A 16,851-nucleotide genomic window follows, 5' to 3' on the forward strand; every position below is an offset into this window, starting at 1 on the left:
AGGGGCGCTTCGTCTTCACCGGCGGAGTCGTCGGCTGGGACGAGGAAGAAAGGTTCGTGTCCGGCGATCTGGGCGGCCAGTTCCGACAGGTGCTCGCCAACACGCTCGCCATCCTCGCCGAGGGCGGCGCCGGGCCGGAGCATGTCGTGCGCATGACCTGGTACGTGACCAGCGTCGCCGACTATCGCGACGGCCTCGCCGAGATCGGCGCCGCGTGGCGCGAGCTGATGGGCAAGAATTTCCCCACCATGGCGGTGGTCGAGGTGGCCGCGCTGGTCGAGCCGGAAGCCAGGATCGAGATCGAAACCACGGCGGTGGTGCCCGAGCTATGACCACGGCGCATGTCGACACCTTCGTCCGCGACCGCCTGCCCCCGGCGGAGACACAGCCGGAATTCCTCTTCGAGCTGCCGGAGCTCCAATAGACCGACCGGATGAATGCCGCGGTCGAACTGATCGATCGGCAGTCGGCCGAGCGCCTCGCGGTGGTCAACGACGCCGGCCAATGGACCTATGGCGAGATGCGCTCGCTGTCCGACCGCATCGCTCGGCTGCTCACCGAGGAGGAAGGGCTGGTGCCGGGCAACCGCGTGCTCCTGCGCGGACCTAATAACGCGACGATGTTCGCCGCATGGCTCGGCGTGCTGAAGGCGGGCGGCGTGGTCGTGGCGACGATGCCGATGCTCCGGCCGGGCGAGGTCGCGACGATCCTCGAGCGGGCCCAGGTCAGCCACGCCATCGTCGACAGCCGAAGCCTCGACGATTTCCGCTCAGGCGCCGAGCAGGCGGGCACGGTCCGCTCGCTCCTCACCTATGACGGCGACCTCGGGACCGGCGAGCTTGAGCGGCGGCTTGCGGGCGTGGCCGAGGGCTTCGAAGCCGTCGACACGCTCCGCGACGACGTGGCGCTGATCGCCTTCACCTCGGGCACCACCGGGCGTCCCAAGGGCTGCGTCCACTATCACCGTGACGTCCTCGCCAGTGCCGACAGCTTCGCCCGCTATGTGCTGAAGCCGAACGCCGGCGACCGCTGGGCCTGCTCGGCACCGATCGCCTTCACCTTCGGCCTCGGCATGCTGCTGGTCTTCCCCTGTCGCTTCGGCGGGGCGGCCGTCACCATCGAGCAGCCGGGGCCGCAGCCGCTTCTCGAAGCCATCAGCAAGCATCGCGCCACTCACCTCGCCACCGCGCCCACCGCCTACAAGGTGATGACTGGGATGCTGGCGGACTACGACATTTCCAGCCTCAAAACCTGCGTGTCTGCAGGCGAGCATCTGCCCGCGGCCACATGGCAGGCGTGGCACGAGGCGACCGGGCTCAGGATCGTCGACGGCATCGGCGCAACCGAGATGATGCACATCTTCATCTCGGCCTCGGGAGACGACATCCGTCCCGGCGCCACGGGCAAGGCGGTGCCGGGCTATCAGGCCTGCGTGCTCGGCGACGACGACCAGCCGCTGCCCGCCCCGGCCACCGGCCGCCTTGCCGTCAAAGGCCCCACCGGCTGCCGCTATTTCGACGACGAACGACAGGCGAATTACGTGGTGAACGGCTGGAACGTCACCGGGGACACTTACCGGCAGGACGAGCAGGGCTATTTCTGGTACCTCGCCCGCTCCGACGACATGATCATCTCCGCCGGCTACAATATCGCCGCGCCGGAGGTGGAGAATGCGCTTCTCTCCCATCCCGCCGTCGCCGAATGCGCCGTGATCGGCGTCCCCTGCGAGGAGCGCGGCCAGAAGGTGAAGGCCTTCGTGGTCGCGTCCGCCCCGGTCGCAGATGCCGAACTGCAGGCGCATGTGAAGCAGGTGATCGCGCCCTACAAATATCCGCGCGAAATCGAATTCGTGGAAGCGCTGCCGAAAACCGCCACCGGCAAGCTGCAGCGTTACGCGCTGAAGACACCCTAAAAATCTTGTGTTCCGATGTTACGCTTGTCTCCCCTAGTTCGCCGTTTGTCGAAATGTGCGCGCAGCGCCTTTGATCCGGCCGTAGAAGCGAAGCTGTAACCGCGCGTCATGCTTGGAGATTTGAGTATGCACCTCCGACGGCTTCTCGTTTCGTCTGTCCTCTCCAAACCCGCTCTTCTTGTCGCGGCAAGCGGCCTGGCTCTGACGAGCGCGCCCGCGGCGGCGCAACGGACGGACGACAATGCAGTCACGTCGGCCGACGACGCGTTCGGGACGAGCGTCGGCAATTATGGCGTTGGCCTCTACAATCCTTTCGATGTTCGGGGGTTCAGCGCCGTCGATGCCGGAAATATTCGTGTCGAGGGTCTCTACATCGATCGTCAGACCGATTTTACGTCCCACCTGATCGAAGGATCTACGATCCGCGTCGGCCTGTCCGCGCAAGGCTACCCGTTCCCCGCACCGACCGGTATCGCTGATTTCCGCCTGAGGAAAGCGGGCGACAAATTACTCGTGAGCCCGCTTGTCAATCTCGGCCCCTGGGAGACGATTGAAGCGGAGTTCGACGGACATTTTCCCGTGAGCGAGGGCCTCTCCGTCGCGGCGGGTGCGGGCGTCTACCGTAATGAGTGGGAGTCCGGCCAAGGCCAGTTAGCCTGGTCTGCCGCCGTCCTTCCCCGATGGCAGCCGACCGAGAATATCGAAATCATGCCATTTTGGGGGATGGTGGATTACTCGAAGGCAAAGGCCGCGCCGATCATCTTCAGCGGCGGCAACTATCTCCCGCCGAAGATCGAGAGAGGCCGTTACTATGGCCAGGACTGGACCGAGGGAGCCGGCCAGAACATGAATTACGGTGTTGCATCCCGCTTCGGCTTCGGCAGCGATCTTACGCTTCGCCTCGGCGCCTTCCGCTCGGTCGCAGAGCCTAGCGCAAGCTTTGCCGACATCTTCCGTAACGTGCAGCCGGATGGGACAGGCGAGCATCTGATCGTCGCGGTCCCGGGGCAACGCTTCGCCTCATGGTCCGGCGAAGCGCGGCTGTCGAAAGGGTTTACGGGCGAAAGGCTCAGGCATGTGGTGCATCTCTCCGCGCGTGGCCGGGACCAGCGCCGTCGTTATGGAGGAGGGGATGTCGTCGACCTCGGCATGGGAACGATTGGCGTCCCCGTGGACGTCGAGGAGCCCGAATTCGACTTCGGCCCGCAGACGCGCGACCGCGTTAGGCAAATGACGTTTGGCACTGCCTATGAAGGGCGCTGGCGGAATGTGGGCGAGCTCAGCCTTGGTATCCAGAAATCGTTCTACGAGAAAACGGTCCAACCCCCGACGCTGCCGGCGACCACCGACAAGGACAAGCCTTGGCTCTACAATGTTGGAGCCGCAGCCTATCTGAGCCCCCGTCTGTCGCTTTACGGCAGCTACACTCGCGGCCTTGAGGAAGGGGGTGTCGCCCCTTCCAACGCCACCAATCGGGGTTCCGCGGCGCCTGCCATACGGACTGAGCAGAAGGACGCCGGCATTCGTTACGAGATCAGCCGCGACCTGCGCTTCGTCGCGGGCGTCTTTGACGTCCGTAAGCCGTATTACAACGTGGACGCATTAAACTTTTACCGGCGGCTGGGCGAGATCAAGAACCGCGGCGTGGAGCTTTCGCTGGCTGGTACGGTTGCGCCCGGCCTGAACGCCGTCCTCGGCGCCGTGCTCCTCGACCCACAAGTGACGGGCGAGGAGGTGGATGCGGGCCTCATTGGGGAGAAGCCGGTGGGAAGCGCCGGCCGTACGATGATCTTCAATGTCGATTATCGCTTTCCTTCGGCACCGGCATTCTCGATCGACGGTACGCTCACCAATTTCAGCAGGAGGATCGCGAGCGCGGACAACGAACTCACCGTCCCCGGCCGAGCAGTTCTCGACATTGGTGCGCGCTACCGTTTCCAGCTGGGAGAAGCGCCGGCCACCCTCAGGCTGTTCCTGGGCAATGTGTTTAACAATTACGGCTGGCGCGTATCGGGTAACGGGGCCTTCGGCTATAATGCGTCGCGGCGCTTCGGCCTAAGTTTGGCGGCGGACTTCAGCTAACTTACCCGCACCCACGATAGCTGAGGCTAGAGGCGTGTCCGAAGACCTACCCAGAAGGTCCGCGGCGTTGCGCGCTCCACGATGCCTGCGCCGCTGACGCCGGCGACCACCTGCTCGTTGCCGATATTTCCGCGCGCGCTTCGATCGCGAACGTTCGGGTCAGCGGCCATGCGGCGGAGGCATCGAAGGTAAGCGCGTCCGGAAGCTCCTGTTCGTTCAGATCGTCCTCGAACTGGCTGCCGACGTAGCGCCCTGTGAGGGAGGCCCTCGCGCCAGCCTCGCTTGCCCAGGCCGCGGTCGCCGCGAAGCTATGCTTCGGCGTTTGGGCGGGGCGCAGGCCGTTCAGCGGCAGCGCAGGTCCGTCCGCTTTCACCTCGGCATCCGCATAGCTGTAGCCGCCGGAGAGCGACCAGCGGCCGAGCGCTACGCGGCCATCCAGCTCGATGCCACGCGTGACGATAGCGTCGATATTCTGCCGTTCCCGGATCGTGCCGCCGGCGCCCTGCGACAAAGTCACGTTGGCAATGCCGTCCTCCAGCCGGTTGGCGAAAAGCGTGACACCGATCCGAGCCGCTGAGGCGGGTCTGAAGTCGATCCCTGCCTCTATTCCCTTAAGCCGCTCCGGCTCCAGCGCAGCATTGGCGCGTGTGGTGTCGTTGCCGACGCGGAAGGGGCGGTAGAGCTCGTTGAGTGTCGGCAGCCGCCAGCCGAGATAGGAGGCGGCCCGGAGCGTCAGCCCCTCCCGCAGCAGCCATGCTGCGCCGGCGCGGCCGGTCGGCTCCCATCCGCTTCTGTCGGCATAGCGAAGGTGGGTCAGCACCGCGCCGTTGGCGATCACTCGTTCGTGCAGCTTGCCGTCATCGATCCACCAGCGGTCGATCCTGCCGCCGCCGGTCAGCATCAGTGGCCCCACCTGCCACGCCGCCTCGGCAAAGCCGCCGAGCGTCTGCGTCTCGCCGCCCGCAATCCGTTGCCGCGTGCCGATGCCGTTCTGGAAGTTGAACAGCTCGCGCGTCTCGCCCTCCGTTGCGCGCCAGTCGCCGCCGACCCGAAGCTCGACCGGCCCCAAGAGCGGCCGGAACTCGACCCGCGCGCCGGTGCCGGTCGAGGGCACATCATATTGTTCCGACGCGCGACTGACACTGGTCCGCGCAGCGTTGACGCTGGCGAAGCTGTTGTAGAAGTCGCGCGTTTGCACGTAGGCAAGCGCCGACCAGCGCCGCCCGACCAGCCGCACCGATGCATCTGCTCCGGCAGTCCTTATGTCGCTGAATGCCGTGCCCCGCTCGCGCTTATCCCGGAAAAACGAGCCGCTCACCTGGATTTCCGTACTGGCCCCAATCGGCGCCACGCCGCGAACGGCAAGGCTTCCCTGCTCGTAGGGGGAGGGACGGTCGACCGGGCCCCTCTGCTCCGCGACCACCGGGATGAAGCCATCGCCGCGCGCATAGCTGGCGGAGAGGCTGAGGAAACCGGCGCCCAATGTCAGCCCCGCGCCGACAAAGGCGTCCAGGCTGTCCCGGCTGCCATAAGCAAAGCTGCCGCCGGCGCCCCGCAACTCGGAAGGGCGGGCGCTGGAAAGTTCGATCGTTCCCGCGAGCGCGCCGGATCCGTTCGCGCCGCTGCCGCCGCCCCGAACGACCCGCACTTCGCCGAGCCGTCGCGGATCGTAAGCGGGCCAGCTGATCCAGCCGCCGAACGGATCCGTCTGCGGAACGCCGTCGAGCACTAGCAGCGCGCGGCTCGACGCATTGCCGCCGAGCGCGCGCAGGGTCGCCCCCTGGCTGGTCGGATTGGCCGAACGTGCATCGGATCGGCGGAAGAGCTGGAAGCCCGGCACTTCCTTCAGCAACTCGTCGAGCCGGTTTGAAGCCGACCCGGTCAGCCGCTCCCGATTGAGAACAACGACGTCATAGACGTCGTCGCCCAGCGCCGCGCCAAGGCCGCGCCCGGTGACGACGATCTCCGCCTCCTGCGCAACTGCCGGTGACGCGGCGACAAAAAAAGGGAGGATGAAGCCACGCAACATCCTCCCTCGTTAGCATTCCCGGGCCGAAGTGCCACTTCGATCCGAAACTTATCTGCTCGAGGCGCGCCGCCGGGCCCTGTTGGTCTTCGGCTTCCCCGCATGGCCGAAATTCGGACGCCGGCTCTTCGGACGCCGCACCCGGTTACGTTCCGGCCGCTCCTCTTGATCGGATCGCGTCGTCGCAGCAGGCGCAACGCGGCTCTTCTTGATCCGCTCGGCCTCGGCCAGGAAGTTCTCCGGCAGCGGCACCACCTCGATCTTCTGCTTGGTGAGCTTCTCGATGCCGCGCAGATACGCCTTCTCGTCATCCGCACAGTAGGCAATCGCGACGCCCGCGGCGCCCGCACGCGCGGTGCGGCCGATCCGGTGCACATACTGCTCCGGCACGTTCGGCAGCTCGAAGTTGATGACGTGGCTGACGCCCGACACGTCGATGCCGCGCGCCGCGATGTCGGTCGCGATCAGGATCTTCACCTTGCCCGACTTAAACTCGCCGAGCGCGCGTTCGCGCTGCGGCTGGCTCTTGTTGCCGTGAATCGCGTTCGCCGCGATGCCATTGCCGGCGAGCAGCTTCACCACCCGGTCCGCGCCATGCTTGGTGCGGGTGAAGATGAGGACGCGGTCCATATTGCCGCGCTCGGAAAAGCCCGCGCGCAGCATCATGGTGAGAAGCGCCTGCTTCTCCATCTGGTTGACGAAGGTCACGTACTGATCGACGCGCTCGGCCGTGGTCGCGGCTGGCGCGACCGACACCTGCGCCGGATCGGTCAGGAACTTGTCGGCAAGCTCCTTGATCGTCTTCGGCATGGTTGCCGAAAAGAACAGGCTCTGGCGCTTGGCCGGAAGCAGCTTCACGATGGCTTTCAGCGCATGGATGAAGCCGAGGTCGAGCATCTGGTCGGCCTCGTCCAGCACCAGGATCTCGACGTTGCGAAGCATCAGGAACCCCTGCTCGATAAGGTCGATCAGGCGACCCGGCGTAGCGACGAGCACGTCAACGCCGCCGGCAAGGTCCTGCTTATTCCTGTGCAGCGAAGTGCCGCCGAATACAGTCGCAACCTTGAGCGGCGAGAAGCGGCTGTAGCTTTTCGCATTCTCCGCGATCTGGCTTGCAAGCTCGCGCGTCGGCGCAAGCACCAGCATGCGGCAGGTGCGCGGCTGCGGGCGCTTGTCGCTGTTGATGAGCCGGTCGATCGACGGCAGCATGAACGCTGCCGTCTTGCCGGTGCCGGTCTGCGCAATGCCGAGCAGGTCGCGGCCCTGTAAAAGGATCGGGATTGCCCGTGCCTGGATCGGCGTCGGCTCACCATATTCCTTCAGGGCCAGCGCCTGCATGATCGGCTGCGAAAGGCCGAGGTCGGAAAATTCAGTCATGAAAAACTCACATAAAGTGCGGCGCAATCGCAGACGCCAAAAGGGCGCGCGAATACGCGGCGGGTTCTGCCAACCCGCGTGATAAGGGAAGACCTTGAAAACGACGAAGCAGAGCCGGAGCGGTTGACGCTCGATCACGCTGCAATGATGCTTCGCTGCGAGCTACATGGATGCTGCAGCGCAAAAAGTCAATGTTGCGCGGCCTGCAAACGGGCCTTGGCACCCTTTTGCGACATGCGCGTTTACCAACACAGGTGAAGAAAGGCGGGCCCAAACTGCCTTTCTTTGATGAAGAAGGTACAATGTTATGGTCCGCACACCTGTCAGGTTCGTGCGCGGAACGGCTGTTGCTTTGATGCTCGCGTTCGCGCCCGTTCACTCTCTCGCAGCCAAGAGCGCTGCTCCCGAAATCGCCGTCGAAACCCTGAAGCCCGGCCAATTCGCCTGGCATCCTGAACGTGCCTCGTCCGGCCCGCTTGAAGTCGTTGTGAGCCTCTCGCAGCAGATGGCCTATGTCTATCGCGGCGGTACGTTGATCGGCGCGTCCACCGTGTCGAGCGGCAAGCCCGGTCACGACACGCCAGTCGGCCACTTCCCGATCCTGCAGAAGCGCGCCAAGCACTTCTCGAACAAGTACGACAATGCGCCGATGCCGTTCATGCAGCGGCTCAACTGGCATGGCGTTGCCCTGCACGGCGGCGCGATCCCGGGCTACCCGGCCTCGCATGGCTGCGTCCGCCTGCCGCACAAGTTCGCGCAGAAACTGTTCGCGGCAACGACGCTCGGTTCGTCCGTCTACATCATGGACGCAGCGCCCGGCTCGCCGAAGGCTGCGCTCGCCATGGCCAAAGCTAATTACGGTGGCCAAGGCACGCAGATGGCGAGCGCAGCCCCCTAAGTTGAAATCTCTCGGAATGAATGGGGCGGCCAAGCGCTGATGCTTGGCCGCCCTTTTTCAGATCTAGCGCACGAGCTCTAGGATATCGAGTTCGGACTCAGTGGAAGGCTGCGGCATCACGAGCCGGTAGCGGTTGGACCCGATACGCTCAAAGATGCCGACCACGTCCCGGTCAGGCAGAGTGCCGTAGCGAGGCCAGGTCCGCTCGGTGCTGCTGAGTGCAAGCGTGCCGACGAACACGAGCGCCCGGCTGTTGTGCGGATAGAGCTTGCCCATCGGTCGCTGCGACCCTGTAGTCTTGGTGAGCGTCAGGTCGCCTCCCGCCGACAAGGTGACGCGGCAGTTGAACCAGCCATAGGCAATGAAGCCGGACGTTCCTTCGCCTTTGCTGCCCAGCTTGATTGTGCGGCAGCGGTAGTTGCCCGGCGTTGGTTGCGGCCGTGGCAAAGCGGCAGTTCTGTTGACGACGGTGCCGAGGCGGGCGAGGCCGCGGCGGTCGGCACGCCGCGCTTCCGCAAGACCGGTTTGCCAAGCGTCGGCGGATTCCGCGATGCGCCTCTCATCGGCTGCGGTCGCTACGCTGCGCCAATTGTCGGTCGCCTGAGCGAGAACGGGGGCTGCCGCTGCGAAGCCGAGCGGCGCCAAGATAGTGATAAGCTTTGGCATGAATACTCCTAGCCAATTGGTGGAGCATTCTGAACGACGGCAGCGCGGAAAACGTTTCGTCGGCGGCTCGTTTGGTCGCGCAAAGGGCGCCTTTTACCCGTCTGCGAGGCTCAGCGCTGCCACACTAGGTCGGTCTGCCGATAGTGACGCATTTCCGCGATTTCTCCGACGAACGGCCGAATGGCGGCAAGGAAGGGCGGGAAGTTCGGCCCGCGGCGGAAGCCCTGCATGTGATCGCCGGCCGAGGTCCAGCGAGTAGTCAGGAGGAAGACGTTCGGCTCTTCCACGCATTGGGTAAGCTCGTAACCGAGGCATTCAGGCGCCGCCTGCAAATGCTCCGCTGCCGCCTCGTAACCCGCGATCACATCCTCAGGCTTATGGTCCGTCAGAACATAGCGGATGTGCTCGACGATCATCAGAGCTTCTCGGTCAGCTCCGGGACGATCTTGAACAGGTCGCCGACGAGGCCGATGTCCGCCACCTGAAAGATCGGCGCGTCCTCGTCCTTGTTGATAGCGACGATGGTCTTCGAATCCTTCATGCCGGCAAGGTGCTGGATCGCGCCGGAGATACCGACTGCGATATAGACTTCCGGCGCGACGATCTTGCCCGTCTGGCCGACCTGATAGTCGTTCGGCGCATAGCCGGCATCAACCGCCGCGCGACTGGCGCCGACCGCCGCGCCGAGCTTGTCCGCGAGCGGGTCGATCAGAGCGTGGAATTGTTCGGACGACCCAAGCGCGCGGCCGCCCGATACGATGATGTTGGCACTGGTCAGCTCCGGCCGCTCGCTATGCGCTACCTCCTGACCGACGAAGCTGGACAGACCTTTGTCGCCGCTGCCCCCGACTTGCGCCACTTCGGCCGAACCGCCTTCCAGTGCCGCCTTTTCGAATGCAGTGCCGCGCACGGTGATCACCTTCTTCGCGTCGGCCGACTTCACGGTCGCGATGGCGTTGCCCGCATAGATGGGGCGCGTGAAGGTGTCCTGAGCCTCGACTGAGAGGATGTCGGAAATCTGCATCACGTCGAGCAGGGCCGCCACACGCGGCGCGACATTCTTGCCGGTGGTCGTGGCGGGCGCAAGGAAGGCGTCATAATCCGCCATCCGCTCCGCGATCAGCGGCGCGACATTCTCGGCAAGGCCATGTTCCAGCGAGGCATCATCCGCGACTTCGACCCGGGTGACGCCGGCAATCTTCGCCGCCTGCTCGGCTACGCCGCCGACGCCGCTGCCCGCGACGATCAGGCTCACGTCGCCCAACTTCGAGGCTGCGGTCACCGCCGCCAGGGTGGCGTCCTTCAGCTGGCCGCCTTCATGTTCGACGAGGACGAGCGTCTTCATCCGATCACTCCCGTTTCACGCAATTTGTCGATGAGCTCGTCCACCGATCCGACCTTCACACCGGCCGAACGTTTCGGCGGCTCGGTGACTTTCACGGTGGTGAGGCGCGGCGCGATGTCTACGCCATAATCTTCCGGCGTCTTGGTCGCGAGCGGCTTCGACTTCGCCTTCATGATGTTAGGAAGTGAGGCATAACGCGGTTCGTTGAGGCGAAGGTCGGTGGTGACGATCGCCGGCAGCTTCAGCTTCACCGTTTCGAGGCCGCCGTCCACTTCGCGGGTGACGTTCACCGCATCGCCATTCACCTCGACCTTCGAGGCGAAGGTGCCCTGGCCCCAGCCGAGGAGTGCCGCCAGCATCTGCCCGGTCTGGTTGCTGTCATCGTCGATTGCCTGCTTGCCGAGGATCACCATCTGCGGCTGCTCCTCGTCCACGACCTTCTGCAGCAGCTTCGCCACGGCGAGCGGCTCGACCTCCGCATCGGTCTGAATGAGGATCGCGCGGTCGGCGCCCATCGCGAGTGCGGTGCGGAGCGTCTCCTGCGCCTTGGCCGCTCCGATCGACACCGCGACGATCTCGGTCGCCGCGCCCTTTTCCTTCAGGCGGATGGCTTCTTCGACAGCAATCTCGTCGAACGGGTTCATGCTCATCTTGACGTTGGCGAGATCGACGCCGGTGCCGTCGGCCTTCACCCGCGGCTTCACGTTGTAGTCGATCACGCGCTTGACCGGCACGAGCAGCTTCATTGCTTCACCTTCCAAATTCGTGTGGAGCCGCTTTCCACAGCCCTTACGTTAACGTCAAGCAGCCTCTTTCACCTGTGCGACGATCTTCTTCGCGGCATCGCCAAGGTCGTTGGCGGCGACGATCGGAAGGCCGCTCTCTGCAAGGATGCGCTTGCCCTCTTCGACATTGGTGCCTTCGAGACGGACGACCAGCGGCACGCCCAGGTTCACTTCCTTCGCCGCGGCGATGATGCCTTCCGCAATGATGTCGCAGCGCATGATGCCGCCGAAGATGTTGACGAGGATGCCCTTCACGGCCGGATCGGAAAGGATGATCTTGAACGCCGCCGTCACCTTCTCCTTGTTGGCGCCGCCGCCGACGTCCAGGAAATTGGCCGGGAAGGCGCCGTTCAGCTTGATGATGTCCATCGTCGCCATGGCGAGGCCGGCGCCGTTCACCATGCAGCCGATGTCGCCGTCCAGCTTGATGTAGGCGAGGTCGTATTTGGATGCCTCTACCTCCATCGGGTCCTCCTCGGTGACGTCGCGGAGTTCCTCGATATCCTTGTGCCGGTACATAGCGTTGGAATCGAAGCCGACCTTGGCGTCGAGCACGAGCAGTTCGCCCTTGTCGGTTACCGCAAGCGGGTTAATCTCGATCTGCGAAGCGTCGGTGCCGATGAAAGCCTCGTAAAGCTTCTTCGCCATTGCCTGCGCCTGCTTGTTGAGGTCGCCCTCAAGCTCCAGCGCGAACGCCACGGCCCGGCCGTGATGCGGCATGAAGCCCTGCGCCGGATCGATCGTGATCGTGTGGATCTTGTCAGGGCTGGAGTGCGCCACTTCCTCGATATCCATACCGCCTTCCGTCGAGGCGACCATGGCGATGCGGCCGGTGGCGCGGTCGACGAGCAAAGCAAGATAGAATTCCTTGGCGATATCGACGCCGTCGGTAACGTAGAGCCGGTTAACCTGCTTGCCCTCGGCGCCGGTCTGGATCGTCACCAGCGTATTGCCGAGCATTTCGGAGGCTGCGGCCCGCACTTCCTCCATGGTCCGCGCCAGCCTGACGCCGCCCTTGGCGTCTGGCCCCAGCTCCTTGAACTTGCCCTTGCCGCGGCCGCCGGCATGGATCTGCGCCTTCACGACATAAAGCGGCCCCGGAAGCTTCTCGGCGGCCGCAACCGCTTCTTCGACGCTCATCGCGGCATGGCCGGCCGGCACCGGCACGCCGAACTTCGCGAGCAGTTCCTTGGCCTGATATTCGTGGATGTTCATGACGGTCCTTCGGGCAGAAAAGTGTGGCGGCCCTAAAGCATAGAGTCGCGCCGATGGGAAGCCGCGCCTATATGGGGTTCATGCCTATATGGCTCGGCCTTCTTCTCTTCCTCGGCACCATCCTTGCGATGGAAGCCGTCGCTTATGCGGCGCACCGCTGGGTGATGCATGGACCGGGGTGGTTCCTCCACAAGAGCCATCACGAACCGCGCACAGGGCCGTTCGAGGCGAATGATTGGTATGCGGCGATCTTCGCGCTGCCCTCGATCGCGCTCCTCTATATGGGCGTGCATGGCGGCTGGGGCGTCTGGGCGGTGTGGGTCGGCGCCGGGATTGCCGCTTACGGTGCCATCTATTTCGGTTTCCACGACGTCATCGTCCACAAGCGCGTCGGCCACCGCTACGTGCCGCGCTCCAACTACATGAAGCGCATCGTCCAGGCCCACCGCCTCCATCATGCGGTGGAGACGAAGGAGGGCACGGTCAGCTTCGGCTTCCTCTGGGCCCCGCCCGCCGAGGCGCTGAAGGCGGAGCTCGCCCGTCGCGGCCGCCAGGGCGTCCGAAGCCCACGGGAGCCTGCCGCCTAATGCAGGGGCCGCTCGACTGGATCAGCCGCGTCGTTATGCTGGTCCTCGCCGGCATGGTGACACTTTCGATCATGGGCTCGATCGCCGCCATTCCCTCCGGCATTATCGAAAGCCGCGTCGGCATGGACGCCGAGCGTCAGCCGGAGCCGCCGCAGCAAGTTCCGGAGGAGAATGTCACCGCGCCCCAACAGCAACAGGACACCAACGTGATGACTTCGGCAGCTGCTCGTGGGGATATGGTCACGACCGCGCCCGCTCCCGACGAGCCCGTCGATCCGGCGGAATGGCTGGAGGCGATCACTTATGCCTTGCTCGCCATCGCTGGCCTCGCCGCGCTCGGCGCCCTCATCCTCTGGCGGAGCCTTAAGGAGCGGCGGCGGATCGCCGATGCGCTGGAGATCCTAGCCGCGCGGCCGGGTCCATAGGCCGTCGCGGGAGGCAGCAGGCGCGGACCCTCGCGCGTTCCGCCATGCTTCCACCACCCAGCCGAGCTTCCGCCGCTTGGCGATTACCACGCGTCTGTCCCAGGCATGGCCGCCGCGCCGTGCGACCTCGCGGGCGATGTCGCCGTAAATTCCTGCCGCCGCCAGCACCGCCCAGCGTGATCGGAAGGGCAGCCTTGCCGCCCCAATCCGTGCCGAGGCTTCGTAGCGCTCGACCAGCTCGCCGAGCCACTTACCGACCTGTCCGATCCGCTGGCGATAATGGGGCTTCATATGCTCCCCCGGAGGCGTATCGAGCTCCGACAGCCATTCCTCGGGAATGTATATTCGCCCCACCGCATCGTCTTCGCTGAGGTCGCGAGCGATGTTCGCGAGCTGGAAGGCGATGCCGAGGTCGGACGCGCGATCCAGCGTCTCCTCATCCTCTGGGTCGACGCCCATGATCACCGCCATCATGCAGCCGACCGCGCCCGCCACATGGTAGCAGTAGCGGAGCATGTCCTCCTCAGTGCGCGGCCGCCATTCCTGCGCGTCGAGGCCGAAGCCTTCCAGATGATCGTCTATGAAGCGGTGCGGGATCGCGCATTCGGCGGCCACGATGCGGAGCGCATCGAACGGCATTTCGCCCACCTCTTCCCCTGCCAACGCCCGCGCCGACTGGACGCGAAGGTAGGAAAGCCTCGCCTGCGCATCCGCCACCCGCTCCCGCGCCCCGCCCAGAGTCTGCCCGTCCGAAATGTCGTCGCAATGCCGGCACCAGGCGTAAAGCAGCCACGCCCGCTCCCGTGTCGCGCGATCGAACAGGCGGCTCGCCAGCCGGAAGGATTTGGAGCCCTTCGCGATCGTCTCGCCCGCCGTCGCGACGAGCGCGGCGCGGCTAGGCCCGGTGGTCATCGATCATCAGGGCCGCCGTCGCCTTGGCGCTTCCGACCACCCCCGGAATGCCGGCGCCCGGATGCGTGCCCGCGCCCACGAAATAGAGGTTCGGAATCGCATCGTCGCGATTGTGGACGCGGAAATAGGCGCTCTGCGTCAGCAGTGGCTCGAGGCTGAAGGCGGAACCTAAATGCGCGGCAAGGTCCGTCTCGAAATCCTTCGGCGTGTAGTGGAAGCAGGTTTCGATCTGGCCGCGAAGCCCCGGCGCGACCCGCTGCTCGACGAGCTCGAGGATGCGGTCGCGGTAGATCGGCCCAAGCTGGTCCCAATCGACCGGCGCCTTGCCGAGATGCGGCACCGGCGCCAGCGCGTAGAAGGTCGAATTCCCCTCAGACGCGAGCGCCGGATCCGTTATAGTCGGATGGTGCAGATAGACCGAGAAATCCTTCGACAGCACGCCGTGATCGTAAATGTCGGCGAGCAGCCCCTGATAACGCGGGCCGAACAGGATCATGTGGTGCGGGATATTCTCCCACCGCCCCTTCGCGCCGAAATGGACGACGAAAAGCGAGGGCGAAAAGCGCTTGCGCTTCAACTTGTCTTGCGCCCGGCGGGCATGAAGGTTGTGCTTTAACAGGCCGTAGCTGTGGACGATGTCGCCGTTGGATGCGACCGCATCGACCTCGGCCGACCAGCCGCTCCTAGTGCGGATGCCGGTCACCCTGTCGCCGAGCGTCGTCACCTCCTCGACCGGATCGCCGAGCCGCAGCTCCCCGCCCAGCCGCTCGAAATGCCGTACCATGCCCGCGATCAGCGCATTGGTGCCGCCCCGCGGAAACCAGACGCCGCCGTCCTTTTCCAGCTTGTGGATGAGCGCATAGATGGCGCTCGTGGTCATCGGATTGCCGCCGACGAGGAGGGTGTGGAAGCTCAGCGCCTGCCGGAGCTTCTCATTCTTCACATAGCGGGACACGATCGAATAGACCGACCGCCACGCCTCGTAACGGGCAAGCGACGGCGCCGCCCGGACCATGGACTTGAAGTCGAGGAAGGCGACATGACCGAGCTTCTCATAACCCTCGGCATAGACGCCCGCCGAATAATCGAGAAAGCGCTGATACCCGCCGACATCAGCCGGATCGAGCTTCGCAATCTCCCGCGCCAGCGCCTCGTCGTCGTTCGAATAGTCGAAGTTCGTGCCGTCGCCCCAGTTGAGACGGTAGAAGGGGTGAACCGGCAGGAGCTCGACATCCTGCGAAATGTCCGCACCCGAAAGCGCCCAAAGCTCCTTCAGGCAATTGGGGTCGGTGATGACGGTGGGGCCGGCGTCGAAAGTGTAGCCGTCCTTCTTCCAGTGATACGCGCGTCCGCCGGGCTTGTCCCGCGCCTCCACGACGGTCGTTGCGATACCGGCAGACTGCAGCCGGATAGCGAGCGCAAGGCCGCCGAAGCCGGCGCCTATTATGGCTACACGCTTCACGAACGGAGCGCCTTCACCGCGCGGCCGATCGGCACGGGCGGCTTGCCGCTGAGGATCCGAAGCTTGTCGAACATGGTGGATTGGCCTGCATAGAAGCGCGCAATAAGCGCTGGATCCAGCCTGTAAAAGCGTTCCAGCACGCGGTAGCGCTCAGCCGGCTCCGCCGCTCGGAACAGCATCTTGTTGAGCGTCCGGTAAAAGCGCCTTTCGTTCCAGAGCCTTGCCCCCTCACGCTGAAAGAGATCGTGGAGCGCCGCGCCCGAAAGATCTTTCTGCCGCGTCAGCAAGGCCGCGCAGCACACCGCATCGGGAAGGGAATAGCCGGTGGTAGGATGGAAGAAGCCGCCGCGGAGCCCGAGCTTCGCCACCCGCGCGCCGCCCATCCGCCAGAAAGCGGCAAAGTCGCCGCCCATCGCGACCGGCAGCACGCCTTTCTCTTCCCGCTCCATCTCGGCCGGGTTCCAGCGGCGCTTCTGGAGATAAGCTTCGATGCGCGCCCCAAGCTCCGGCAGATCGAGGTCGGGCGTGTCGGAATAATAAGTGTCCTCGACCAGCATATGCTCGTCGGAAAAGGGCAGGTTGTAGACGAAGCGATAGCCTTCCGACTGGTCCACCGTCGCATCCATGATCACGGGAAGGTCGACGCCATGCGGCTCGGCAAAGCGATATTCACGGCCGACGAACTTCTGCCAGCCAAGGTCGAGCAGCGACAGGTTGGCGGCACCCCTCGCATCGATCGCCCCTGCGCCCTTAAGCCGCTCCCCGCCCTCCAAAACCAGCTCGTCCTCGCGCACCGCGACGATCTTGGCGCCGAGGCGATAGCGATCCGACCCCAAAGTCTCGCGCACATGCCGGTCGAGCAGTTCGGACGGCATGCTGTTATAGCCGTGGGCGAACTTCTTCCGGTGCTGGGGGAAGGCAACATAATAGCCGCGCCATCTTGCGCCGATCAGCGGCTCAATCAGCCAGCGGTCTTCCGCCGCCACGTCGGCATCAAAGAAGGACCAGATATGGTTGCCGCCGAAGCTCTGGCCCTCCTCGACGATCAGCAGCGGCACGTCAGGCCGCCGATGGGCCATCGCAAGCGCGGCAAGGCATCCCGCCAGCCCCCCGCCCGCGATCAGCAATCGCCGCTCGTCGCCCTTTGCCATCAGGTCGG

The 16,851-nt window shown here is 64.8% G+C and carries 16 protein-coding genes; 6 read left to right on the forward strand and 10 right to left on the reverse strand.

From position 1 onward, the window contains the following. The 3 genes from VGD10_RS00005 to VGD10_RS00015 form a co-directional block, all read left to right on the forward strand. A partial coding sequence (locus VGD10_RS00005; protein WP_331038730.1) for a RidA family protein occupies window positions 1-332 on the forward strand: 332 nt, incomplete at its 5' end. A 101-nt stretch (window positions 333-433) separates the two neighbouring features. Beyond that, window positions 434-1,912 carry an AMP-binding protein gene (locus VGD10_RS00010; RefSeq protein WP_331038731.1) on the forward strand — a complete coding sequence of 493 codons (1,479 nt, stop codon included), beginning with the start codon at window positions 434-436 and terminating at the stop codon, window positions 1,910-1,912. Window positions 1,913-2,038: 126 nt separating this feature from the next. Next, window positions 2,039-3,994: a TonB-dependent receptor domain-containing protein gene (locus tag VGD10_RS00015; protein WP_331038732.1), complete on the forward strand. Its 1,956-nt coding sequence runs from the start codon at window positions 2,039-2,041 to the stop codon at window positions 3,992-3,994. A 46-nt stretch (window positions 3,995-4,040) separates the two neighbouring features. Here the strand turns inward: VGD10_RS00015 and VGD10_RS00020 are convergent, their stop codons facing one another. Both VGD10_RS00020 and VGD10_RS00025 read right to left on the reverse strand, forming a co-directional pair. Continuing rightward, a complete protein-coding gene (locus tag VGD10_RS00020; protein ID WP_331038733.1) occupies window positions 4,041-6,023 on the reverse strand; it encodes a TonB-dependent receptor in 1,983 nt (660 codons plus the stop codon). Window positions 6,024-6,071: 48 nt separating this feature from the next. Further along, window positions 6,072-7,397 (reverse strand): DEAD/DEAH box helicase, encoded by a 1,326-nt coding sequence (locus VGD10_RS00025; protein WP_331038734.1) that lies wholly within the window; start codon window positions 7,395-7,397, stop codon window positions 6,072-6,074. 355 nt (window positions 7,398-7,752) lie between these two features. On the opposite strand from VGD10_RS00025, the gene VGD10_RS00030 reads away from it, so the two are divergent. Then, window positions 7,753-8,295 (forward strand): L,D-transpeptidase family protein, encoded by a 543-nt coding sequence (locus tag VGD10_RS00030; protein ID WP_331038735.1) that lies wholly within the window; start codon window positions 7,753-7,755, stop codon window positions 8,293-8,295. A 63-nt stretch (window positions 8,296-8,358) separates the two neighbouring features. Here VGD10_RS00030 and VGD10_RS00035 read toward each other — a convergent pair whose 3' ends face one another. The 5 genes from VGD10_RS00035 to sucC all read right to left on the reverse strand — a co-directional run bounded on the left by VGD10_RS00035 (window position 8,359) and on the right by sucC (window position 12,306). Further along, window positions 8,359-8,961, reverse strand: coding sequence for a DUF4893 domain-containing protein (locus VGD10_RS00035; protein WP_331038736.1), 603 nt, complete (start codon window positions 8,959-8,961; stop codon window positions 8,359-8,361). Between the two features lie 110 nt (window positions 8,962-9,071). Further along, window positions 9,072-9,377 (reverse strand): antibiotic biosynthesis monooxygenase family protein, encoded by a 306-nt coding sequence (locus VGD10_RS00040; protein WP_331038737.1) that lies wholly within the window; start codon window positions 9,375-9,377, stop codon window positions 9,072-9,074. Further along, window positions 9,377-10,306 carry an electron transfer flavoprotein subunit alpha/FixB family protein gene (locus tag VGD10_RS00045; protein ID WP_331038738.1) on the reverse strand — a complete coding sequence of 310 codons (930 nt, stop codon included), beginning with the start codon at window positions 10,304-10,306 and terminating at the stop codon, window positions 9,377-9,379. The genes VGD10_RS00040 and VGD10_RS00045 overlap by 1 nt, the downstream gene beginning before the upstream one ends. After that, a complete protein-coding gene (locus VGD10_RS00050) occupies window positions 10,303-11,052 on the reverse strand; it encodes an electron transfer flavoprotein subunit beta/FixA family protein (RefSeq protein ID WP_331038739.1) in 750 nt (249 codons plus the stop codon). The genes VGD10_RS00045 and VGD10_RS00050 overlap by 4 nt, the downstream gene beginning before the upstream one ends. A gap of 54 nt (window positions 11,053-11,106) precedes the next feature. Further along, the gene (gene sucC / locus VGD10_RS00055; RefSeq protein WP_331038740.1) at window positions 11,107-12,306 is read right to left on the reverse strand and encodes an ADP-forming succinate--CoA ligase subunit beta; all 1,200 of its coding nucleotides are present in this window, start codon (window positions 12,304-12,306) and stop codon (window positions 11,107-11,109) included. A gap of 53 nt (window positions 12,307-12,359) precedes the next feature. Between sucC and VGD10_RS00060 the strand changes: the two genes are divergently transcribed. Together VGD10_RS00060 and VGD10_RS00065 are read left to right on the forward strand one after the other, a co-directional pair. Further along, window positions 12,360-12,893 (forward strand): sterol desaturase family protein, encoded by a 534-nt coding sequence (locus VGD10_RS00060; RefSeq protein ID WP_414639483.1) that lies wholly within the window; start codon window positions 12,360-12,362, stop codon window positions 12,891-12,893. Then, window positions 12,893-13,318 (forward strand): hypothetical protein, encoded by a 426-nt coding sequence (locus VGD10_RS00065; protein ID WP_331038741.1) that lies wholly within the window; start codon window positions 12,893-12,895, stop codon window positions 13,316-13,318. The genes VGD10_RS00060 and VGD10_RS00065 overlap by 1 nt, the downstream gene beginning before the upstream one ends. On the opposite strand, the gene VGD10_RS00070 is transcribed toward VGD10_RS00065, so the two are convergent. Genes VGD10_RS00070 through crtY form a run of 3 tightly spaced genes read right to left on the reverse strand, consistent with a single transcriptional unit; the run spans window position 13,295 to window position 16,843 of the window. Then, the gene (locus VGD10_RS00070) at window positions 13,295-14,230 is read right to left on the reverse strand and encodes a phytoene/squalene synthase family protein (RefSeq protein WP_331038742.1); all 936 of its coding nucleotides are present in this window, start codon (window positions 14,228-14,230) and stop codon (window positions 13,295-13,297) included. The two genes, VGD10_RS00065 and VGD10_RS00070, sit on opposite strands and share 24 nt — an antisense overlap. Further along, the gene (locus tag VGD10_RS00075; RefSeq protein ID WP_331038743.1) at window positions 14,214-15,692 is read right to left on the reverse strand and encodes a phytoene desaturase; all 1,479 of its coding nucleotides are present in this window, start codon (window positions 15,690-15,692) and stop codon (window positions 14,214-14,216) included. The genes VGD10_RS00070 and VGD10_RS00075 overlap by 17 nt, the downstream gene beginning before the upstream one ends. Then, window positions 15,689-16,843, reverse strand: a complete 1,155-nt coding sequence (gene crtY / locus VGD10_RS00080; RefSeq protein WP_331038744.1) for a lycopene beta-cyclase CrtY — start codon at window positions 16,841-16,843, stop codon at window positions 15,689-15,691. The genes VGD10_RS00075 and crtY overlap by 4 nt, the downstream gene beginning before the upstream one ends. Window positions 16,844-16,851: the final 8 nt, after the last annotated feature.

Origin of the sequence: Allosphingosinicella sp., assembly GCF_036402135.1 — a bacterium.
Taxonomy (GTDB): Bacteria; Pseudomonadota; Alphaproteobacteria; order Sphingomonadales; family Sphingomonadaceae; genus Allosphingosinicella.